The organism is Nocardia sp. NPDC127526 (assembly GCF_042672265.1).
Lineage (GTDB): Bacteria > Actinomycetota > Actinomycetes > Mycobacteriales > Mycobacteriaceae > Nocardia.
On record NZ_JBHXVO010000012.1, the window covers coordinates 27,504 to 49,819 of the forward strand.

General features: G+C 67.9%; 16 protein-coding genes and 2 pseudogenes. 11 read left to right on the forward strand and 7 right to left on the reverse strand.

What is annotated here, in order from left to right; translation table 11 throughout:
- Positions 1-97: 97 nt before the first annotated feature.
- The 7 genes and pseudogenes from ACFVIV_RS20635 to narI form a co-directional block, all read left to right on the forward strand.
- Positions 98-2,071 (forward strand): PTS mannitol transporter subunit IICBA, encoded by a 1,974-nt coding sequence (locus ACFVIV_RS20635; protein ID WP_379198587.1) that lies wholly within the window; start codon positions 98-100, stop codon positions 2,069-2,071.
- Positions 2,072-2,094: 23 nt separating this feature from the next.
- Positions 2,095-2,853 carry a DeoR/GlpR family DNA-binding transcription regulator gene (locus ACFVIV_RS20640; RefSeq protein ID WP_379198589.1) on the forward strand — a complete coding sequence of 253 codons (759 nt, stop codon included), beginning with the start codon at positions 2,095-2,097 and terminating at the stop codon, positions 2,851-2,853.
- Positions 2,854-2,976: 123 nt separating this feature from the next.
- Positions 2,977-4,158, forward strand: a complete 1,182-nt coding sequence (locus ACFVIV_RS20645; RefSeq protein WP_379198830.1) for a nitrate/nitrite transporter — start codon at positions 2,977-2,979, stop codon at positions 4,156-4,158.
- A 16-nt stretch (positions 4,159-4,174) separates the two neighbouring features.
- Entirely contained in the window at positions 4,175-7,873 is a 3,699-nt protein-coding gene (locus ACFVIV_RS20650; protein WP_379198591.1) for a nitrate reductase subunit alpha, read from the forward strand.
- Between the two features lie 31 nt (positions 7,874-7,904).
- Positions 7,905-9,572 carry a nitrate reductase subunit beta gene (narH, locus tag ACFVIV_RS20655; protein ID WP_379198593.1) on the forward strand — a complete coding sequence of 556 codons (1,668 nt, stop codon included), beginning with the start codon at positions 7,905-7,907 and terminating at the stop codon, positions 9,570-9,572.
- A pseudogene (gene narJ, locus ACFVIV_RS20660) lies at positions 9,569-10,231 on the forward strand (nitrate reductase molybdenum cofactor assembly chaperone); the annotation flags it as partial. The gene narH and the pseudogene narJ, both read left to right, overlap by 4 nt.
- A gap of 18 nt (positions 10,232-10,249) precedes the next feature.
- Positions 10,250-10,982: pseudogene (gene narI, locus ACFVIV_RS20665) on the forward strand (respiratory nitrate reductase subunit gamma); the annotation flags it as partial.
- A 9-nt stretch (positions 10,983-10,991) separates the two neighbouring features.
- Here narI and ACFVIV_RS20670 read toward each other — a convergent pair.
- On the reverse strand, positions 10,992-11,426 hold the full coding sequence (locus ACFVIV_RS20670; protein WP_379198595.1) for a DUF6196 family protein: 435 nt from the start codon (positions 11,424-11,426) through the stop codon (positions 10,992-10,994).
- Positions 11,427-11,458: 32 nt separating this feature from the next.
- On the reverse strand, positions 11,459-13,144 hold the full coding sequence (locus ACFVIV_RS20675; protein WP_379198597.1) for a tetratricopeptide repeat protein: 1,686 nt from the start codon (positions 13,142-13,144) through the stop codon (positions 11,459-11,461).
- A gap of 164 nt (positions 13,145-13,308) precedes the next feature.
- Here ACFVIV_RS20675 and ACFVIV_RS20680 point away from each other — a divergent pair, with 164 nt between their 5' ends.
- Entirely contained in the window at positions 13,309-14,967 is a 1,659-nt protein-coding gene (locus ACFVIV_RS20680) for a S8 family serine peptidase (RefSeq protein WP_379198599.1), read from the forward strand.
- Here the strand turns inward: ACFVIV_RS20680 and ACFVIV_RS20685 are convergent.
- Complete coding sequence (locus ACFVIV_RS20685; protein ID WP_379198601.1) at positions 14,903-15,874, reverse strand: cyclopropane mycolic acid synthase family methyltransferase; 972 nt, start codon at positions 15,872-15,874, stop codon at positions 14,903-14,905. The genes ACFVIV_RS20680 and ACFVIV_RS20685 overlap by 65 nt on opposite strands.
- Before the next feature lie 196 nt (positions 15,875-16,070).
- On the opposite strand from ACFVIV_RS20685, the gene ACFVIV_RS20690 reads away from it, so the two are divergent.
- Positions 16,071-17,147, forward strand: a complete 1,077-nt coding sequence (locus ACFVIV_RS20690; protein WP_379198603.1) for a fused (3R)-hydroxyacyl-ACP dehydratase subunits HadA/HadB — start codon at positions 16,071-16,073, stop codon at positions 17,145-17,147.
- 7 nt (positions 17,148-17,154) lie between these two features.
- Here ACFVIV_RS20690 and ACFVIV_RS20695 read toward each other — a convergent pair whose 3' ends face one another.
- Together ACFVIV_RS20695 and sigK are read right to left on the reverse strand one after the other, a co-directional pair.
- Positions 17,155-17,994 (reverse strand): anti-sigma factor domain-containing protein, encoded by an 840-nt coding sequence (locus tag ACFVIV_RS20695; protein ID WP_379198605.1) that lies wholly within the window; start codon positions 17,992-17,994, stop codon positions 17,155-17,157.
- Positions 17,987-18,646, reverse strand: coding sequence for an ECF RNA polymerase sigma factor SigK (gene sigK, locus ACFVIV_RS20700; RefSeq protein ID WP_379198607.1), 660 nt, complete (start codon positions 18,644-18,646; stop codon positions 17,987-17,989). Before sigK ends, ACFVIV_RS20695 begins: the two co-directional genes overlap by 8 nt.
- Before the next feature lie 202 nt (positions 18,647-18,848).
- On the opposite strand from sigK, the gene ACFVIV_RS20705 reads away from it, so the two are divergent.
- Positions 18,849-20,033 (forward strand): FAD-dependent oxidoreductase, encoded by a 1,185-nt coding sequence (locus ACFVIV_RS20705; protein ID WP_379198609.1) that lies wholly within the window; start codon positions 18,849-18,851, stop codon positions 20,031-20,033.
- Between the two features lie 145 nt (positions 20,034-20,178).
- On the opposite strand, the gene ACFVIV_RS20710 is transcribed toward ACFVIV_RS20705, so the two are convergent.
- On the reverse strand, positions 20,179-21,384 hold the full coding sequence (locus ACFVIV_RS20710; RefSeq protein WP_379198611.1) for an MFS transporter: 1,206 nt from the start codon (positions 21,382-21,384) through the stop codon (positions 20,179-20,181).
- Positions 21,385-21,448: 64 nt separating this feature from the next.
- Here ACFVIV_RS20710 and ACFVIV_RS20715 point away from each other — a divergent pair, with 64 nt between their 5' ends.
- Positions 21,449-21,844 (forward strand): MerR family transcriptional regulator, encoded by a 396-nt coding sequence (locus tag ACFVIV_RS20715; RefSeq protein ID WP_379198613.1) that lies wholly within the window; start codon positions 21,449-21,451, stop codon positions 21,842-21,844.
- Positions 21,845-21,906: 62 nt separating this feature from the next.
- On the opposite strand, the gene ACFVIV_RS20720 is transcribed toward ACFVIV_RS20715, so the two are convergent.
- Entirely contained in the window at positions 21,907-22,311 is a 405-nt protein-coding gene (locus ACFVIV_RS20720; RefSeq protein WP_379198615.1) for a hypothetical protein, read from the reverse strand.
- Between the last annotated feature and the right edge of the window lie 5 nt (positions 22,312-22,316).

The window sequence follows — 22,316 nt, forward strand, 5'->3', positions numbered from 1 at the left end:
CCCGATCTCTTGTCATTGTGCCCGTTTTTGCGGTCTACTACTGCAAGGGATGTGTCCGTGGTCACATGTCCGTCGAGTTGCTCAGAGGAAGTTCGCGATGTCTATCTCCCCACCGGAAGTCCGCGGCGGCACGCGGGTGCGCGTCCAGCGAATCGGTACGTTCCTGTCCAGCATGGTGATGCCGAATATCGGCGCCTTCATCGCCTGGGGCCTGCTCACGGCCCTGTTCATCGAGAAGGGCTGGATCACCTCGCTCACCGATCGATGGGGCGCGGACAGCTGGGTCGCCGAGATCGGCGGCTGGGGCGACTACGACGGCGGCATCGTCGGCCCGGCCATCACCTATCTGCTGCCCATCCTCATCGGCGCGACCGGCGGCCGGATCGTCTACGACACCCGCGGCGCGGTCGTGGGCGCCATTGCCACCATGGGCGTGATCGCCGGCTCGGATGTGCCCATGTTCATGGGCGCCATGATCGCGGGCCCGCTCGGCGGCTGGCTGATCAAGAGGCTGGATGCCTTGTGGGAGGGCAGGATTCGCCCCGGCTTCGAGATGCTGGTGAACAACTTCTCGGCGGGCATCGCCGGGGCCGCGCTGGCCATCGCCGGCTTCTTCGGCATCGGCCCGGTGGTGTCCGCGTTCAGTCGGCTGGCCGGCAATGTGGTGGATTTCCTGGTGGATCAGAGCCTGCTGCCGCTGACCTCGATCTTCATCGAACCGGCCAAGGTGCTGTTCCTCAACAATGCGATCAACCACGGCATCCTGACGCCGCTGGGCACCAATCAGGCGAGTGAGACCGGCAAGTCGATCCTGTTCCTGCTGGAGGCCAATCCCGGTCCGGGCCTCGGATTGCTGCTGGCCGTCGCGGTATTCGGGCGCGGCGCGGCCAAGACGACCGCACCCGGCGCGGTGATCATCCACTTCCTCGGCGGCATCCACGAGATCTACTTCCCGTATGTGCTGATGAAGCCGAAGCTGATCGCGGCCATGATCGCCGGCGGCATGACCGGCGTCTTCATCAATGTGGTCTTCGGTTCGGGCCTGCGCGCACCGGCCGCACCCGGTTCCATCATCGCGGTGTACGCGCAGACCGCCAGTGGCAGCTATCCGGGCGTGACGCTGTCGGTGCTCGGCGCCGCGACCGTGGCCTTCCTGGTCGCCGCGCTGCTGCTGCGCACCGATCGCGCCGCCGCGGAGGGCGATCTGGCCGAGGCCACCGCCGCCATGGAGCAGCTGAAGGGCAAGCGCTCCGTCGCCGCGGCCGCGCTCGCGTCGATGTCCGGCCCGCAGACCACATCGACTGTGCCGGTGACGATTTCCAGCATCGTCTTCGCCTGCGACGCGGGCATGGGATCCTCGGCGATGGGAGCCTCGGTGCTGCGCAAGAAGATTCGCGACGCGGGCTTCGCCGAGGTCACGGTGGTCAACAAGGCGATCGCCAATCTCACCGACGGCTACGACCTCGTCGTCACCCACACCGATCTGGCCGAGCGGGCGCGCGAGCGGACCCCGTCCGCCATCCACGTGCCGGTCGCCAACTTCATGAACAGCCCCGAATACGACGAGATCGTCGCCATGATCGCCCGCGACGGCGGTGCGGGCGCTGCCGAACCCGAGCCGGGCGAGCCGGAATCCGGCGGCGAACAGCTCGCCCTGGATTCGATCGTGCTCTCCGGCAGCGCCCGGACCAGCGCCGACGCCATCGACGAGGCGGGTCGCCTGCTGGTCGCCTCCGGCGCGGTCGACACGCCGTATATCGCCGCCATGCACGAGCGGGAGCAGTCGGTGTCCACCTTCATGGGCAATGGGCTCGCCATCCCGCACGGCACCCACGCCGCCAAGGACAGCATCCGCCGGACGGGGATCTCGGTGGTGCGCTATCCGGAGGGCATCGACTGGAACGGCAGCCCGGTCGAGTTCGTCATCGGCATCGCCGGAGCCGGGGACGATCACCTGCAACTGCTGTCCCGCATCGCCCGGGTGTTCACCGCCGAGGATCAGGTCGCACGCCTGCGCGCGGCGCGCACGCCCGAGCAGATCCGGGAGGTCCTCGCCGCCGTTCCCGCCTGACCCGATACCGCACAATGTCCTTCGTGGATTCGGATTCGCGGCAGTCGCAGATCGTGGAGTACGCCCGCACGCGCGGCCGGGTGGACGTGCTCGAACTCGCCTCCGAAATGGGGGTGGCGGCGGAGACCATCCGTCGGGATCTGCGGCTGCTCGCCGACCGCAGGCTGGTCAAACGCGTGCACGGCGGGGCCATCCCGCTGGAGAGCGCCGCCTTCGAATCCAGCCTGGACTACCGCAGCCGGGTGGATCTGGCCCAGAAGCACCGCATTGCCGCCGCGGCCGCCGATCTGCTGCACGGCGCCGAAACCGTCTATCTGGATGAGGGATTCACCCCGCGCCTGATCGCCGAGAAGCTCGCCGACCGCGAACTGACCGTGGTCACCTCCTCGCTGCTCGCCGCCGAAGTGCTCGCCGACAGCCCCGGAATCACCGTCCTGCTGCTCGGGGGCCGCATGCGCGGCCGCACCCTCGCCACCGTCGACCACTGGGCCCTGCGCATGCTCGGCGAACTGGTCATCGATCTCGCCTACCTGGGCACCAATGGCGTCTCGGTGGAACACGGCCTGACCACGCCCGATCCGGCCGTGGCCGCGGTGAAGGGCCTGGCGGTGCGCCGCGCCAAGCGCCGGGTCCTCGTCGCCGCCGACAGCAAATTCGGCATGTCCAGCTTCTGCCGCTTCGCCGAGATCGCCGATTTCGAGGCGCTGGTGACCGGCGCGGAACTGGCCCCGGCCGAGGCCGGGCGTTTCGAAGCCCTGGGCCCCACCGTTATTCGCGCCTGATGGTTGCTATTAGATAACTAGACACGCTGGACGCGGTTGCTTCAAAGTTCGGACGCGCAGGAATTGTCATGGTTTCCTGTATTGGTGACTGCTTCCGGATTGGATAACGGTTCACGGCAGAGCATGAATCTTGCGCTTGCGACGTGGGTTTCTGCTCTCAACTTCTGGGCTTGGAACATGATCGGGCCGTTGTCCACGACGTATGCGAAGGATATGTCGCTAAGCAGTAGCCAGGCCTCGATGCTGGTGGCTACGCCGATCCTGGTGGGCTCGCTCGGGCGCATCGTGGCCGGCTCGCTGACCGACCGGTACGGCGGGCGGATCATGTTCATCGCCATCTCGCTGGCCTCGATCCTGCCGGTGCTGGCGGTGGGCCTTGCCGGGGAGGCCGAGTCCTATCCGCTGCTGTTGGTTTTCGGCTTCTTCCTCGGCATTGCGGGCACCATCTTCGCGGTGGGGATCCCCTTCGCGAACAGTTGGTACGAGCCCAGCCGGCGGGGATTCGCGACCGGCGTATTCGGTGCGGGCATGGTGGGCACCGCGCTGTCGGCCTTCTTCACGCCGCGATTCGTGAACTGGTTCGGCTTGCTCACCACACACGTGATCATCGCCATCGCGCTGGCCGTGACCGCGGGCGTCTGTGTGCTGGTGATGCGGAACTCGCCGGAATTCCAGCCCAATACCGACCCGGTCGTGCCCAAACTGGTTGCCGCGCTCAAGCTTCCGGTGACCTGGGAGATGTCGTTCCTGTACGCCATCGTTTTCGGCGGCTTCGTCGCGTTCAGCACTTATCTGCCGACCTATCTCAAGAATGTCTACGACTTCTCGGCGGTCGACGCGGGCAGCCGCACAGCGGGTTTCGCGCTCGCCGCGGTGATTGCGCGCCCGATCGGCGGCGCGCTCTCGGACCGCATCGCCCCGAAGTACGTGGTGCTGGCCTCGCTGGCGGGCACGGCCGTCATGGCGGCGGTCGCGGTGCTGCAACCGCCCCCGGATCTGTGGTCGGCGGTCACCTTCATCCTGTTGGCCATCTTCCTCGGCGTGGGCACCGGCGGCGTCTTCGCCTGGGTGGCGCGCCGCGCGCCCGCCGCGTCGGTCGGCTCGGTCACCGGCATCGTGGCCGCGGCGGGCGGGCTCGGCGGCTACTTCCCGCCGCTGGTGATGGGCGCGACCTACAACGAGACGGACAGCGACTACACGATCGGGCTGCTGCTGCTCGTGGCCGCGGCCGTGGTCGCCCTCTTGTACACCGCGCTACGGTTGAAGACCCAGGAGCCCATCGAAACCCCCGCGCCCCGTAGCTAGCCGGGAAGGAAATCGTATGAGTGCCAACAAGATCGGCGGACCTGTCGAGGAATTGCTGCGTAGCAGCGGGCAATTCTTCACCCGGGGCGAGGTATCGGCGGACGGGCGCACGGTGACGCGCCGCGGCGGCCGCGACGGGGACATCTTCTATCGGGACCGCTGGAGCCATGACAAGGTGGTCCGCTCGACCCACGGCGTGAACTGCACCGGCTCGTGCTCGTGGAAGATCTACGTCAAGGACGGGATCATCACCTGGGAGACCCAGGAGACCGACTACCCGTCGGTGGGCCCGGATCGGCCCGAGTACGAGCCGCGCGGCTGCCCGCGCGGGGCCGCCTTCTCCTGGTACACCTATTCGCCGACCCGGGTCCGCTATCCGTACGCCCGCGGCGTGCTGGTCGAGATGTACCGCGAGGCGAAGTCCCGATTGCGGGATCCGGTCCTGGCCTGGGCGGATATCCAGAACGACCCGGAACGCCGCCGGAAGTACCAGAAGGCCCGCGGCAAGGGCGGTCTGGTGCGGATCGGCTGGGCCGAGGCCACGGAGATGATCGCCGCCGCGCACGTGCACACCATCAAGGAGTACGGTCCGGACCGGGTCGTGGGCTTCTCCCCGATCCCGGCCATGTCGATGGTCTCCTTCGCCGCCGGATCACGGTTCATCGAGCTGCTCGGCGGCGTGATGACCTCCTTCTACGACTGGTACGCGGACCTGCCGGTGGCCTCCCCGCAGGTGTTCGGCGACCAGACCGACGTCCCGGAGTCCGGCGACTGGTGGGACGCCTCCTATCTCATGATGTGGGGATCCAATGTCCCGGTGACCCGCACCCCGGACGCGCACTGGATGGCCGAGGTGCGTTATCGCGGCACCAAGGTCGTCACCGTCAGCCCCGACTATGCGGACAACACCAAGTTCGCCGATGAGTGGATGCCGTGCGCGGCCGGCACCGACGGCGCGCTCGCCATGGCCATGGGCCACGTCATCCTCACCGAATGTTTTGTCCGGCAGCGTGTTCCGTTCTTCGTCGACTATGTCCGGCAATACACCGATCTGCCGTTCCTGATCAAGCTCGAGGAGCGCGACGGCAAGCTGGTGCCGGGCAAGAACCTCACCGCCGCCGACCTCGGCCAGGACGTGGAGAACGCTGCGTTCAAGCCCGTTCTGCTCGACGGGGCCACGGGGACGGCGGCGGTCCCGCACGGGTCGCTCGGCTTCCGCTTCGGCGCGGACGGGGTGGGCAAATGGAATCTCGACCTCGGGAATCTGGCGCCCGCGCTCACCGTCGCACCCAGGCACGGGGCCGTGGACGAGACGGCGCTGATCCACCTGCCCGCGTTCGATACCGTTGACGGGCAGGGGGAGACGATCGAGCGCGGCGTGCCCGTGCGGCGGGTCGGCGAGCATCGCGTCTGCACCGTCTTCGATCTCATGCTCGCCCAGTACGGCGTGGCCCGGCCCGGTCTGCCGGGCACCTGGCCCACCGGCTATGACGATCCGTCCGAGCCGTACACCCCGGCCTGGCAGGAATCCATTACCGGAGTGCCTGCCGCACAGGCGATCCGGATCGCCAAGGAGTTCGCCCGCAATGCCGAGGACTCCGGCGGCCGGTCCATGATCATTATGGGCGCGGGCATCTGCCAGTGGTTCCACGGTGACGCCACCTATCGCGCGGTGCTGGCGCTGCTCATCCTCACCGGATCCATGGGCCGCAATGGCGGCGGCTGGGCGCATTACGTGGGGCAGGAGAAGTGCCGTCCGGTCACCGGCTGGGCGGCCATGGCCATGGGCACCGACTGGTCGCGGCCGCCGCGGCAGATGGCCGGCACCTCCTACTGGTACGCGCACACCGATCAGTGGCGCTACGACGGGTATCGCGCCGATGCGCTGGCAAGTCCCTTGGGCCGTGGGCGATTCCGCGACAAGCACACCATGGATGTGCTGGCCTCCGCGGTCGCCATGGGCTGGACGCCGTTCTATCCGCAATTCGACCGGTCCAGCCTGGAGGTCGCCGATGCGGCGCGGGCGGCGGGCCAGGAGATCCCGGCGTATGTCGCCGAGCGGCTCGCCGCCGGTGAGCTGAAGCTCGCGGTCACCGATCCGGATGATCCGCGGAACTGGCCGCGGGTGCTGAGCGTGTGGCGGGCCAATCTGCTCGGGTCCTCCAGCAAGGGCAACGAGTACTTCCTGAAGCATCTGCTCGGCACCGGGTCCAATCTCCGGGCCGAGCCGACCCGGGCGGAGCTGCGGCCGGGCGAGGTCGCCTGGCGCGACGAGGAGGAGATTCCGGAGGGCAAGCTCGATCTGCTGCTGTCGATGGACTTCCGGATGACCTCCACGACACTGCTTTCCGATATCGTGCTGCCGGCCGCCACCTGGTACGAGAAGGCGGATCTGTCCAGCACGGACATGCATCCGTTCATCCACGCCTTCAGCCCCGCCATCGATCCGCCGTGGGAGACGCGCTCGGACTACGAGGCGTTCGGGGCCATCGCTCGCACGTTCAGTGCGCTGGCGGGCAGGCATTTGGGTAAGCGCACCGATGTGGTGATGGGCACCTTGCAGCACGACACTCCCGGTGCGATGGCGTATCCCGGTGGCACTCACCATGATTGGCGGGACACGGGCGAGATTCCGGTGCCGGGCAAGACCATGGGCCCGCTCGCGGTCGTCGAACGCGATTACGCCGCCATCTTCGACAAATGGTCGGCCCTGGGCCCGCTCGTCGACACCTTGGGGCTGACCACCAAGGGCATCACCACCCATCCCGACGAAGAGGTGAAGCAGCTCGCCGCCAAGTTCGGCGTCATGGATTCCGGTGCCGCGCAGGGCCGTCCGGCGATCACCAGCGCCGAGCGCATGGCCGACGCCATTCTCGCGCTGTCGGGCACCTCCAATGGCCGGCTCGCGGTGGCAGGCTTCCGCGAACTCGAAAAGCGCACCGGCCGCAAGCTGGTGCATCTCGCGGAGGGCAGTGAGGAACGGCGAATCAGCTACGCCGACACCCAGGCCCGACCCGTCCCGGTGATCACGAGCCCGGAATGGTCGGGCAGTGAGACCGGCGGCCGCCGCTACGCGCCCTTCACCGTGAATATCGAGGAGCTCAAGCCGTTCCACACCCTGACCGGGCGCATGCACTTCTACGTGGATCACGACTGGATCGAGGAGCTCGGCGAACAGCTGCCGACATACCGGCCGCCGCTGGACATGTCGCGGCTGTTCGGCGAACCCGGGGTGGGGGAGCGGGGCCGCGACGGCGTGGGCCTGACCGTGCGCTACCTGACACCGCACTCGAAGTGGTCGATCCACTCCGAATATCAGGACAACCTGTTCATGCTCTCGCTCTCGCGCGGCGGCCCGACCATGTGGATGAGTCCCGCCGACGCCACGAAAATCTCGGTGCGCGACAACGATTGGGTCGAGGCGGTGAACCGCAATGGCGTCGTGGTCTGCCGCGCCATCGTCTCGCACCGCATGCCCGAAGGCGTCGTCTACGTCTATCACGCGCAGGAACGCACCATCGACGTGCCGCTCACCGAGACCACCGGCAAACGCGGCGGCATTCACAATTCGCTGACCCGCCTGCTGATCAAACCCACCCATCTGGCGGGCGGATACGCGCAGACGGCGTTCGCCTTCAACTATCTCGGACCGACCGGCAATCAACGCGACGAGGTGACCGTGGTTCGTCGCCGCTCGCAGGAGGTGACCTACTGATGCCGCCGATCCGAACTTGTGAGGAGCGCAAATGAAACCGATGGCGCAGTTGGCGATGGTGATGAACCTCGACAAATGCATTGGCTGCCATACGTGTTCGGTGACGTGCAAGCAGACGTGGACCAATCGCTCGGGTACCGAGTACGTTTGGTTCAACAATGTGGAAACCCGTCCGGGACAGGGATATCCGCGCACCTATCAGGATCAGGACCGGTGGCGCGGCGGCTGGATCCGCGACCGCAAGGGCCGGTTGCGGCTGCGCGACGGCGGGCGGCTGCACAAGCTGCTGCGCATCTTCTCCAACCCGAAGATGCCCAGTATCAGCGACTACTACGAGCCCTGGACCTACGACTACGACAATCTCACCACCGCCCCGCTGGGCAAGAACATTCCGGTCGCGCCGCCGCGCAGCCTCATCACCGGCAAACCCATGAAGGTCGAATGGTCGGCCAACTGGGACGACAATCTCGGCGGCTCGACCGAAATCCTCGCCGGGGACCCGATTCTGCGGAAGGTCAGCGAGCAGGTGAAGCTCGAGCTGGAACAGACCTTCATGTTCTACCTGCCGCGCATCTGCGAGCACTGCCTCAATCCCGCCTGCGTCGCCTCCTGCCCGTCCGGGGCCATGTACAAGCGGGCCGAGGACGGCATCGTGCTGGTCGATCAGGATCGGTGCCGGGGCTGGCGCATGTGCGTATCCGGCTGCCCGTACAAGAAGGTGTACTTCAACCACAAGACCGGCAAGGCCGAGAAGTGCACGTTCTGCTACCCGCGCGTGGAGGTGGGGCTGCCGACGGTCTGCTCGGAGACCTGCGTGGGACGGCTGCGCTATATCGGGCTCGTGCTCTACGACGCCGACCGCGTGCTCGAGGCCGCGACGGTGGAGAAGGACACGGATCTCTATCGGGCGCAGCGCGATATCCTGCTCGACCCCACCGATCCGGCGGTGATCGCGGCGGCCCGCGCCGGCGGCATCTCCGAGGAGTGGATCGAGGCCGCGCAGCGTTCACCGGTGTACGCGCTGATCCACACCTATCAGGTGGCGCTGCCGCTGCATCCGGAATTCCGGACCGTGCCGATGGTCTGGTACGTGCCGCCGCTGTCACCGGTGGTCGACGCGGTCAGCCGCGACGGGCATGACGGGGAGGATCTGGGCAACCTGTTCGGCGCGCTCGAATCGCTGCGAATTCCCTTGCAGTACCTGGCGGAACTGTTCACAGCGGGCGACACCGACACCGTGGTCGCGGTGCTGCGACGGCTGGCCGCCATGCGCTCGTATATGCGCGATATCAACCTCGGCCGGGAGACGCAGCCGCACATCCCGGAATCGGTCGGCCTCACCGAGGAACAGATCTACGAGATGTATCGACTCCTCGCGCTGGCGAAATACGAAGAGCGCTACGTGATTCCGACGGCCTACGCGGTGGAGGGACATCGGCTGGAGGAGACCGCCACCGACTGCGCGCTGTCCTACGACGGCGGTCCCGGCATGTACGACTCCGGGCCGTTCGGCGAGGCCAGCGGCGGACCGGTGCCGGTCGCGGTGGAGACCTTCCACGCGCTGAAGCAGCGGCAGACCAGCGAGGAGATGGCCGCCAACGGCAGCCGCCCATCGCGGGTGAACCTGCTCAACTGGGACGGAAAGGGCGCGCCCGCAGGCATGTTCCCGGGCGATCGCGACGGGGGAGCCGGTCGATGAGAGCCCTGCTGAACCGCAAGGAGAGCGCGGCCGAGCGCGCCCTGCGCTACCAGGTGATCCGCCAGTCGGCGTCCCTGCTGCTGTCCTATCCGGACGAGCGCTGGCCCGACCGTCTCGCCATTGCCGAGCGCCTGATCGGAAACCTCAGCGGCACACCGGCCGAACTGCTCTCGCGCACCCTGACCGCGCTGCGGAGCGGCGATCTCCTCACCGCCGAACAGCATTTCGTCGACACCTTCGACCTGCGCCGCGACTCGACCATGTACCTGACCTACTGGACCAGCGGCGACACCCGCAATCGCGGAGCCGAGATCCACGCCTTCGCACAGGCCTACCGCGACGCGGGCCTCCCGCCGCCGCTCGGCGAAACCCCCGACTACCTGCCGGTGGTCCTGGAATTCGCCGCCACCGTGGATCCGGAAGCGGGCGAACGCCTGCTGACCGCCCACCGGGTGCCCATCGACGTCCTGCGCACGGCCCTGGCCGAACGCGGCTCCCCCTACGCGCACACCATCGCGGCCGTCTGCGCAACCCTGCCCGCCGTCACCGACCGCGAGGCGCAACGAGCACACCAGCTTTCACTGACCGGCCCGCCCGCCGAGTCCATCGGCCTGGAGCCGTTCACCCTGACCGTCCCGCCACGGCGCGCCACCAACGCCGCCCGACCCGAAGGGGCTGATTGATATGGCCGCAGGCGAACTCTTCTGGGACATAGTCCCCTACGTGACCCTGGCGATCTTCGTGGTCGGCACCTGGTGGCGCTACCGCTACGACAAATTCGGGTGGACCACCCGCTCCTCCCAGCTCTACGAATCCCGCCTGCTCCGCATCGCCAGCCCGCTGTTCCATTTCGGCATCCTGGTCGTGATCTTCGGCCATATCATCGGCCTGGTCATCCCCGAATCCTGGACCAGCGCACTGGGTCTGAGCGAGCACGCCTATCACGTCCAGGCCGTGGCGCTGGGCTCCATCGCGGGCGTCTCCACGCTCATCGGCATCCTGCTGCTCATCTACCGCCGCCGCACCACCGGCCCCGTCTTCATGGCCACCACCCGCAACGACAAGATCATGTACCTGGTGCTGGTCGCCGCACTGGTGGCGGGCGTGGCCACCACCTTCATCGGCGCCGGCGTAGGCGGGGAAGCCTACAACTACCGCGAAACCGTCTCCCCCTGGTTCCGCTCCATCTGGATCCTCCAACCTCGCGGCGACCTGATGGCCGAAGCCCCCCTGCCCTTCCATATCCACGTGGCCATCGGCCTGACGCTCTTCGCCATCTGGCCCTTCACCCGCCTGGTCCACGCCTTCAGCGCCCCCATCGCCTACCTCTTCCGGCCCTACATCATCTACCGCACCCGCGCCGAAACCTCGAAGACCATGGCCGGCACCGCCCAACGCCGCGGCTGGTGACCCGAACCCCTATCGGAGAGACCGGATTTCTGCTTCCACCCGAGCCAGCAGACTGCTCGGGCATCCCCAGTAGTCGTAGATTCCGCCGCGCTTGGCGTTGCTGCCGCAGATGACGAAGACGCCGGTGCCGAGGGCTTGTTTCAAGTGAGTGGCAAGCCAGCCCACGAATCCACTGTTGTCCACGCCGGGCGGGAAGTGGAAGGAGAAGACCCCGAAGCGTTCCACGCCCGCGGCGAGATCCTCCCCGCCGACCGGTACCAGCGCACTCCAGCTTTCGTCGTCCCGCACCACCGCCAGAGCCTGTTCACTCGGCTGCGGCGGCTCGGTGATCGGCGTCTCCCGGAACCACCACTCGCCCTCGTGCACCACGAAATCCGCGGCGGCGATGACCTCGCGAAGCCGGCGGTCCGTCTGCTCGGGCGTCTCATGACTGATATCGACCATCCCGCCACAGTATCGGGGCTGCGGTGAGTGGATCAGTGGCAGCAGGGTTCGCCGGGAGTCCCGGTGTGCGCTGTGGACAAGCGGCAGAAGCAGGAGGCTTCGATGGGGATGTCGGCTTGGGCCAGAGCCAGTTTCAGTTGCTGGGCGATGATCCGGGCCGGTTCTGATTTGCCCAGGCGCGTGAGGCATTCGTGATAGCCGTGCAGGCTCCAGACATTGTTCGGGTGCTGGGAGGCGCGGGGGAGAGTGTCGTCCAAGCCGAGGTCGGCTCGGTAGACGGCTTCGGCCTCCGCGATGTGGCCTTGTTCGAGGAGGAGCGCGGCGTAGGCGTGGCGGGTGGGTTGCATCCAGCCCCAGGGTTCGTCGTAGGGGAGGCTGTCATCCAGGTGGATGGAGTGGCGGAGGGATTCGAACGCCTTGTCGTAGTCGGCGTTCCGGTATTGGAGCTCGCCCTCGAGCATGGCGGCGGCGATGGCGAGAATGTCGCGGCAGGTGTTGTTGAACAGGGTCCGGGATTCGGGGACTCGGGCGTAGGCGGCCTCGAAGAGCTCCTGCTCGCGGATGGCCTCGTGCAGCCGATTCGTCGCCGAGTAGGCGATGCCCTTGGCGTAGTGCAGCATTGCGGTGGTGACGCAGTAGAGGTCGCGGTCTGCGGGGAGCGGGAGGTCGATGATCTGCGCCCAGTGACCGAAGCGGATGAGGACGTGGACGCGCATGGAGACGAAGCTCTCCAGCCAGTCGGCCATGGGCGGAGAGGTCACTCGCAGCAGTTCCTCCGAGATGGAGTTCTCCAGTTGTGCAACGGTTTCCAAGGCGACGGAGGATTGGCCGAGGAACATCGCGCCGTAGATCTTGAAGTGATAGTCGTGGGCGCGGTAGAGCGTGTAGAAGTTCAGATCGCCGGTGCGGCGGGCGAATTTCTCGTCCGCGACAATGGCGGCCGAGTTGGAGCGGACGACGCTGCGGTAGTCGCCGCAGAGCACGTCCAGGTGGGTGGGCATGTGCTCGAGGTGCCCCGCGTCGGGGACCAGGCCGCGCAGGCGATCCGCCACGGGGAGAGCGGTTTCCGGTGTCGGCGACATTTCCATCAGGTGGATGTACAGGTGCAGGATGCCCGGATGTGCCCGGCCCGCTGCGGATTCGAGGGCGCGATCCAGAATCGCCTTGGCCTCCACGGTGCACGATCCCGCGGCGGGTTCGCCGGTGCGCTGGTCCCACAGCGCCCACGGGGTGAGGTTCATCAGGGCGTCGGCACACAGCGTGGCGACATCCAGGTCGTCGGGGAATCGCGCGTGGACGGCGCGCATGGCTTCCGCGTAGTCCTTGTTCCAGGCCGAGCCGTCGCCCTCGGGCGCATTCCGCGGGTACCGGGCGGCGAGAGCCTCGATGAGGGCCTGCTCCACCGGCGTCACCGACCCCGCGCGGGCCCGCGCCCGCCGCACCGCCGCATAGGTATCGGCGACCGTCGCCGCCAGTTCCGTCTCGTCGAAGAACTCCCACGGCTTGTTGTAGTTCGGCCCCAGCGCATAGGCCAGCCCCCAAGCGGCCATCGCACAGTCCGGGTCCGCGTCCAGCGCCCGGGTGAAGCACCGCGCGGCCTCTTCGTGATTGAAGGCGTAGGCCCAGACCAGACCCCGGTCGAACCACACCTGCGCGGTCGCGGAAGCAGTCGTGACCCGCCGGGTATGGGTACCGAGATCGAAATAATCGCCGGTCATTCGATGATCGTCCCACCGGCCCCGGACTTCGGCAGCCGATACGGCCCGAACACTCGGTTGCCCGGCATTTCCCCGCCGGTATTGGAGTACCCCGGTACTCGCCTCTTCCAGGGTTGCCGCGGCTACATTGTGGGTAGTGCTCGGGTCATATGGCGAAGGGAGTCATGGTGCCTACCGCGAATTTCGGGACGAAGGACGAGCCCGGTTTCGAACTCGAGCAGAGTCCGGATCTGATTGTGGTGCGGGCGCATCGAGGGCGCGGCGTGCCGCGCAAGATCGGGTCGGTGCGCACCGCCGTCGCCGGTGAACTCGATGACGCGACGCTGGTGCAGGCCCACCCGGAGGTGGGCGTCGAGGTGTACCGGGTGCCGCCCGGCTCGCCCTCGGTGGAGGAACGCAAGCCGCGGATCGACGCCGCGCCGGAGGTGCGGTTCGCCGGGAGTGTCCTGGTGGATCCGGGCACGGATGAGCCGGTGCTCTACACCGAGAACATTTTCGTGAAGTTCGTCGACGACGCCGATCCGGAGCACTGCCTGGCCGTGCTGCGCGAGGCCGGATTGCGGGTCAAGGAGCAGGTGGACTACGCCGACAACGCGTACTTCGCCGCCGCGCCGGAGGGCACGGGACAGCGGGTGTTCGATATCGCCAATACCCTCTTGGATCGCGCCGATGTGGAGTACAGCCATCCGGAGTTGATCCGCCGCCGGTCCCGCAAGGCGATCTTCACCCGGCAGTGGCATCTGAAGAAGACGTCCATCGGCGGCATCACCATTGATGCGCACGCGAATGTCGAAGCGGCGCATGCGCTCACGCGCGGCGGCGGGGTGACCATCGCCATTATCGACGACGGCGTGGACATCGATCATCCCGAGTTCGCCGGCGCCGGAAAGGTGGTCGCGCCCCGCGACGCGACACTGCGCACCGATGACCCGCGCCCGAAGGACGCCTTCGGCACGGGCCCCGACAATGGCGATAACCACGGCACCGCATGTGCGGGCGTGGCCTGTGCGAACGGCGCCGTCGGCGCGTCCGGGGTCGCCCCGGAGGCCGCGCTCATGCCCATCCGACTCGCCTCCGGGCTCGGCTCCCAGGCCGAGGCCCAAGCCTTCACATGGGCCGCCGACCATGGCGCGGACGTCATCTCGTGCAGCTGGGGCCCCGCCGACGGCGCGTGGTTCCGCCCGAACGATCCGGCGCACAACCAGGTCGTGCAGATGCCCGCCAGCACCCGCCTGGCCATCGAGCACGTCATCACCAAGGGCCGTGCGGGAAAGGGCTGCGTCATCCTGTTCGCCGCGGGCAATGGCAATGAATCGGTCGACAACGACGGCTACGCCAGTCACGCCAAGGTGATCGCCGTCGCCGCCTGCAATGACACCGGAAAGCGCAGTGTCTACAGCGATTTCGGCAAGGCCGTCTGGTGCGCCTTCCCCAGCAACGACTTCGGCCACGAGCCGTTCTCGCACCCGGAGCCCCGCACCACGGGCATCTGGACCGTCGATCGTCACGGCGCCGACGGCTACAACCCGGGCGATGCCGAATTGGGTGACGCCGCCGGTGATTTCACCAATAGCTTCGGCGGCACCTCCAGCGCCTGCCCGGGCGCGGCCGGCGTGGTCGCCCTCGCCTTGTCGGTGAACCCGGAGCTGACCTGGGACGAGGTCAAGAACCTCCTGAAGGGTTCCTGCGACAAGATCGACCCGCAGGGCGGGGCCTACGGTCCGGACGGCCGCAGCAGCAAATACGGCTTCGGCCGCCTCAATGCGCTGACCGCGGTCGAGGCCGCTCGAGCCCTGGCCGTGAATCCACTGCCCGTCGGCTGAGCGGAGCGCACGCGAGATCGGGCTGCGGGTCCTTGGCGCAGGTGAACTGCATGACGTCGATGTGACCCGCACGGAAATGGTGTGCGCAACCGGTGAGGTAGCGCATGTAGGTGTCGTAGGTGTCCTCGCCCGCGAGGGCAATGGCCTCGTCGCGACGCGCGCTCAGCGCGTCGGCCCAGTGATCGAGCGTGGTGGCGTAGTGCAGTCGCAGCGGATGCGTGCGGGTGACGGTGAATCCGGCCTCCTGCGCGTACTCGCGCACGCCCCGCGGGATCGGCCCCCACGGCAGCGGGAGCTGCCCGCCCGGGAAGATGACGGTGCGAATGAACCGCATGAAGCCGATATCCGCACGGGTGAGCGGGATCTCGTTGGCCCGGAGATGGTTGAGCCCGTACATGACGATGGTGTGCAGCAGCATCACGCCATCGGCGGGCAGGGTGGAATAGGCGAATCCGAAGAAGTCCTCGTAGCGCTCCTGCCGGAAATGCTCGAAAGCCCCGATGCTGACGATCCGATCGGCCTGGCCGTCGAACTCCTCCCAGCCCTGTAGCCGGACTTCCGCACGGCGGCCGGGGAATTCGCGCTTGTCGAGCTGCGCCCTGATGTAATCGTGCTGATTCCGGCTCAGCGTCAGGCCGATGACGTTCACGTCGTAGGCATCCAGCGCCCGCAGCATGGTGGAACCCCACCCGCAGCCGATGTCCAGCAGGGTCATTCCCGGCTGCAGATCGCACTTGCCCAGCGCCAGATCGATTTTCGCGATCTGGGCCTGTTCGAGGGTGCTGTCGGGCCGCTCCCAGTACGCGCAGCTGTAGGTCCGGGTGGGATCGAGGAACAGGGCGAAGAAGTCGTCGGAGAGGTCGTAGTGCGCTTGTACCTCGGCGTAGAAGGGGGCGTGACGAGTCATGCGGGCAACCTCCGGGCGGCGTCGATGGCTGGGCACTAGCGGTCGCCAGTTGGTCGTTACGCCCGGACCTCAGGTTTGGTCGATTGGTTGTGATGTGGATCACAATGCGTGAATGGCTCCGTCGATGACCAAACCGGAGCAGTATCCGTCGCGACTAGTTGGTATCCGCATTCGCACAACTGGAGGAGACAGACTGGTGGTTGCCCTCGGGAACGCCCCTCGCGACGATGTGCTCGAGCCGCCCGCGGCCGCGGTTCCGGAAACCGATGACCGGGTGCGCGAGCTACGCGACATGGTCGGCCGCAGCTACCGGCTCCGTGAGGACTACGAAATCGGCCGCGAACAGGTCCGGGCATTCGCGCGCGCCGTCCAGAACGACCATCCCGCGCATGTCAGCGAATCCGCCGCCGCCGATTTCGGCTACCGCGGGCTGCTCGCCCCGCCCACCTTCGCGGCCCTGCTCGCCGGCGCGGCACAGGAAGCCCTGGCGGGCCTGCTCACCGCCTGCGATCTCACCACCGCGGTGCAGACCCAGCAGGTCATGGACTTCTACCGCCCCATGGTGGTGGGCGATCGGCTCACCAGCACCGTCTCGCTGCAATCGCATCGCGAGGCGTTCGGCGGCGATCTGCTGGCGGTCACCAACACCATTACCGATCAGGACGGCGAGGTCGTCCTGATCGGAAACACCAGCATTATCGCCCGCACCCCCGAGGCGGAGCTGGGCCTGCGGCTGGCGGAACTCAATGCGGGCGTGCTGCGCCACGATGTCCTCACCATTGCGCCGCCCGAGGTGGACGAGGTGCCGACGAATACGAAAACCCCTGCCGTGCAGCAGTTCCGGATGCGCGGCCGCAGCCGTGACCGGGTCGCCGTGGGGGATCAGCTGCCTGCGCGGAGCTATCGTCTCACCCTGGGCGATCTGGTGCACTATGCCGGCGTCGCCGGTGATCCGAATCCGATCCACTGGTTCGAGCCGACCGGTGCGCTCGTCGGCCTCGGCCCCGGCGTCATCGCGCACGGCATGCTGACCATGGGGCTCGGCGCGGGCTACCTCACCTCCTGGGCGCAGGACCCGCGTGCCATGCGCCAGTACAGCGTCCGCATCACCGGACCGGTCTACGTGGTCCCGGGCGCGGCGAGCGCCATCGAGTTCGGTGGCAAAGTCATTGCCCTGCACCGTAATAGCGGAACAGCGACGGTGGCGATCACCGCCACCCAGGACGGCCGCCGGATCTTCGGCCGCGCCACCGCGGTGATCGCACTGTCCTGATCCGCGCTCAGCCCAGCGGTACGGCCACGATCGGGTCGGTGGTCGGTTGCGGAGACCCGCCCACCGGCTCGATCGACACCGCCAGGGTTCGCGCATCGCCCAGTCGCACCAGCAGCGGCGAGCTTTCGGTGGGCAGCGTCTCGGGCACGCCCGCCGACACCGGCGTTCCGCCCGCCGGGATCAGCCACAGCTGGTAGGCCCGGCCCGGCGACGGCGCGGGCACGTCATCGAAGAACACCAGCGCCGCATCCAGCACCCGGGAGGTATCGACGGTGACGCTGCCGCCCCCGGCCAGCCCCGCGGTCTCCGTGCGGGCATCGCCTTCCGTGCGGATCCGCTCGGCCGTGAGCGTCTCCGAATCACGGTGCTGCACCAGGTCTTTGACGACGAACCCGCCGATCACGAGCGCGGCGGCGGCCGCGGCGGCGGCGACCCACCCCAGCGCCCGCCGCGAACGCATCGCCGCGGCCCGCTCCGACCGTATGCCCCGGCTCGGCTCGGACGTCATCCCAGAGGTCTGCTCGGACGTCGTCCCCGAGGCGCGATCGGACGTCGTCGTCGAGGCTCGCCCGGGCCGTTCCGCCGAAGTCCCAGTGGCGATCTGCTCATCGAGGGCCTGCTGAATCGACGCCTCCAGTGCGGCCGGTGCGTCCTGTGCGTCCACGGTCGTCATGGTTGCCAGGGTTTCGCGGATCTCCCGCACGGTGGTCCGGAACGACGCCGCGTCCACCTCGTCGGCGCGGTTCAGCAAGGCGTCGACCGAGCGCCGTTCGGCCTCGGTGAGCGCATCGAGCGCGTACGGATGGGCGAACTCGGCCAGGTCGCCGGATCGCGAGATGTCAGGCATCGGTCACCGATCCTGTCAGACAGTTCTGCAATCGCCGGAGGCCGTCGCGTATTCGGGTTTTCACCGTCGACAGCGGAACCCCGAGCCGGTCTGCCACCTCGGCATAGGTGTGCCCGCCGTAGTAGGCGAGCGCGATCGTCTCGTGCTGGGTGTCGGTGAGCGTGCCGAGGCAGTCGAGCACCGCCCGCTCGTCCGAGCGCTGGTCCACGGTCTCGGCGACGATATCGTGGTCGCGCCCGAGCTGCCGGTGCCCGTACGCGAGATCCCGTGTCGCCGCTGACCTTTCGAGCCGCACCCGATCCACGGCCCGCCGGTGCGTCAGCATCATCAGCCAGCCGATCGGGGTGGCCAGCCGCTGGTCGTAGTGCCCGGCCGCGTTCCACACGTACAGGTACACCTCCTGCGCGATCTCCTCCGCCGCGGCGGGGCGGCGCAGGATGCGCAGCGCCAGCCCGAATACGCGGTGCTGGGTGGCGCGGTAGAACTCGGTGAAGGCCTCCCGATCCCCGGCCGCGATGCCCGCCAGCAGTTCGGCGAGCCTGCGGGCCGCCTCCGGTGCGATTCGCGACGGCGGGGCCGGGCAGGCGTCGTCGCTGACGCGATCCCGGGGAGGCCTCGAGGCGACCACGGGCAGGCGTTGTTCGTCGGCCATGCGATGCGTCTTCCGTGAGTAGGTGTAGCTCGACGGTGACTCGTGCGGTGCGGCTCCCCGGGACAATAGCCGCGGACCACCGGATATGAGTGCAACTTCGCAATGTCCGCGGGCGTTGCCGACGGGTTCGGGTGCGATCTCGCCCGACAAGATCGTCAACTTAAGGTTGACCACATAGGCATCGTCAACTAATAGTTGACGCATGGACGTGAGAGACAACGCGGCGAAACGGGTGGTGATCGTCGGCGCCGGCATCGCGGGTCTGGCTGCCGCGCTGCGGCTTGCGCGCGACGGCTGGGAGGTGCTGGTCCTCGAGCGGGCGCCGGGGCGGCGCAGCGGCGGCTATCTGGTGAACCTGCACGGACCGGGATTCGATGCGGCGGAGCGGCTGGGGCTGCTGCCCGCGCTCGGGCCGCGGGATATCGGGTTCTTCACCTCGGTGCTGGTGCACGCCGACGGGCGGGAGAAGTTGACGGTGCCGGCCGCGGTCGCCCAGGCTGCGGTGGGGGATCGGGCGCTGAGCGTGTTCCGCGGGGACGTGGAAACGGTGTTGTACGAGGCGGTGCGCGAGCTCGTGACGATTCGTTTCGGCGTCACCGCGGAATCGATCCACCAGCACGACAACGGGGTTCGAGTCGGGTTGAGCGACGGCCACGAGGTGGACGCCGATCTGCTCATCGGGGCCGACGGGCTGCATTCGCGCGTGCGGGATCTCGTATTCGGCTCCGGCGCAGAGTGTCTGGTCGATATGGGGAATATGGTGGGGGCCTTTCCGCTCGCCGAGGTGCCGGAGCATGTGCCGCAGGGGGTGGGTACGACCTTCCTCGGGCCGGGGCGGACGGCGGCGGTGATGAACCTCGGTGCGGGGCGGTCATCGGCGTTCTTCACCTACGGCAGCGCCGATCCGGAGGCGGAATTGGCGCGCGGGCCGGTGGATTCGCTGACGGCCGCCTTCGGCGATCTGGGCCGGGGCGTCGCCGATGCGCTGGCGCAGCTCGCGGCCGATCCGGAGGCGGCCTACTTCGATTCCGTCACCCAGGTGGTGCTGGACGACTGGAGTCGCGGCCGCGTGGTCCTGCTCGGCGACGCGGCCTGGTGCGTCACCGTATTCGCCGGCTACGGCGCGGCTCTCGCACTCGACGGCGCCGACCGGCTGGGTGCGGCGCTGGCGGCGGGCAATGGCGATATCCCCGCCGATCTCGCCGGATGGGAGGCCGAGTTGCGGCCCGAGGTGGCGAAACGACAAGCCCTGGCGCGCAAGGGGATGGCACGCTTCGTGCCGTCCAGCAAGGCGCAGGTGTGGCTGGGCGAGATGATGCTGCGCGCAATCCAACTGCCCGGCCTCCGAGGTCTGGTGCAGCGCTCCATTCGGCGCGCCAACAACTGAGCGCCTGCTCGAAAGTCCTCGGCCCTCCTCGTCATTCCGGCGTGCCTTTGGCCGGAATCTCGCACGGAGTGGCGGATCCCGGGCGAAAGCGCGCCGGGAGGACGGGTGGGACTCGCGCCGAGCTGTCAGCTGATCCGGGGTGCCTTCAGCGTGCGCGGGCCGGGAATCCGTGTGCCCGAGCGGCCATGACCACCACCAAGGTCGGGGCGAGCAGGATGAGCACGCTCCACGGGAACACCCGCGGTCCGAACGCGTCGAGCAGGACGCCGCCGGCAATGCCGCCGCCCGCCATCGCGGCATTCCACAGCGTCACCAGCATGGCCTGCGCGGTGTCGGCGGCCTCGCCGCCCGCGATGGCCGCCGCGGTTTGCAGCAGGGTGGGCACGCCGCCCCAGCCCAGGCCCCACAGCGCCGCGGCGATGAACACCAGGACCGCGCTGCCGGAGACCGCGGCCAGCAGCGCCACGGCGATGGCGACCAGAATGGTTGCGGCAATGGTCAATCCGCGCAGCTGGCGGTCGATCAGGATGCCCGTGAACCAGATGCTCGCCATGGAGGCGATGCCGAACACCAGCAACACCGCGTCGACGTGATCGCTCAACTCGACCTCGTCGAGGAAGGTGGCCACGTAGGTGTACAGGATGTTGTGCGCCAGCACGAATGTCAGGGTGACGAACAGCACCGCGCCGACGCCGGGCAGTTTCGCGGTGGCGAGCAATGGGATTCGAGTCGCCCGACCTTGGCCCGGGAAGTCCGGCACGGCCGCCATGATCCAGCCGATCAGCAGCACCGCGATCACCGACATCAGGCCGAAGGTGAGCTGCCAGCCGACGGCCTTGCCCAGGAAGGTTCCCAGCGGAATCCCCAGCGACAACGCCAGCGGAATGCCCGCCATCACGATGGCGATCGCCTTGCCCTGCAACGGTTCCGGCGCCAGCCGGCGGGCGTAGCCGGCCAGCAGGGCCCACACCACCCCGGCGGCGATGCCGGCGACGAAGCGGGCGAGGAGGGTCAGCGGATAGCTCAGCGACACCGCGGTCGCCGTATTCGCCACCAGGAAGCCCGCGATCCCGGCCAGCAGCAACTGCTTGCGCCGCCAGCCCGCCGTGGCCGCCGACAGCGGAATCGCCGACAGCGCGGTGCCTGTCGCGTAGACGGTCACCAGCTGCCCGGTCGCCGCTTCGCTGACGTGCAGCCCGGCGCTCATGGCGGGCAGCACACCCGCCGGCAGCGCCTCGGTCAGCACCGTGAGAAACGCGGCCGTCGTCAAGGCCAGCAGGGCCGAAAGCGGTAGTCGTGAATCGACTTTCACGACCGGGGAATCGTTCTGAGAGGACGTTCGATTGACCATGTACGTATGCTGAAACCCTCACATTAATGTGAAGGTCAACCCGAAGTCCTGTGAGGGATCCGATATGCGCATCGGAGAACTGTCGGCCCGCACCGGAACCTCGCGCCGCCTGCTGCGCTACTACGAGGAGCAGGGCCTCATCGTCTCGCAGCGCCAGGTCAACGGCTACCGCGAATACGACGAGGCCTGTGTCGACCGCGTGCTGCAAATCCGCGGCCTGCTCGACGCCGGTCTGCCCACCCGCATCATCAAGCAGATCCTGCCCTGCCTCGACAAACCGCGCGTCATCCACTTCTCCGACGCCACCCCGGAGATGCTCGCGACGCTGGAATGCGAACTCACCCGCATGACCACCCGCATCGAGGTCCTCACCCGAAACCGCGACGCCATAGCCGAATACGTGGACGCCGTCCTCGAAGGCGACCGCCGCAAATCCGAAAAGGCATCGACCGGGAACTGATGGCGGGCTTCGACGGCGTGTCGCCGCCACCAGTTCCCGGTCGGTGATGGTTCACATTCGTGTCAGGACTCGATACGGTCCAGCAGCCAGCGCGGACCGACCGTGCCGGCACCCGCGGCCTCGACGCGATTCCGGAGTCCGCGATCGGCCGTCACCACCGTGATGGTCCGGTCGCCGTCCTGTGCCGCGGCCGCCGTCACGGTGTCGGCAATGGCGTCATCGCCCGACCCGGCGGCCAGGACCACGCGAACTCCGTCCATGCCGATCCCTTCCGGATCGGCCGCTTTCGCCGCGCCTTCGAGCACGACCACCACGTCGACCGGGTAGTCCAGGCGGTCCCGGAGGGTCGATACCGCGAGGAGCAACCGGCGGGCAGCCCCGGCGCGATCGCGCCACCAGCCGTCCGGCCGTGACCCGACGACGTTCGCGGCATCGACAACGATCAGCTCGGCCTTGTCATCCCTCACCCCCG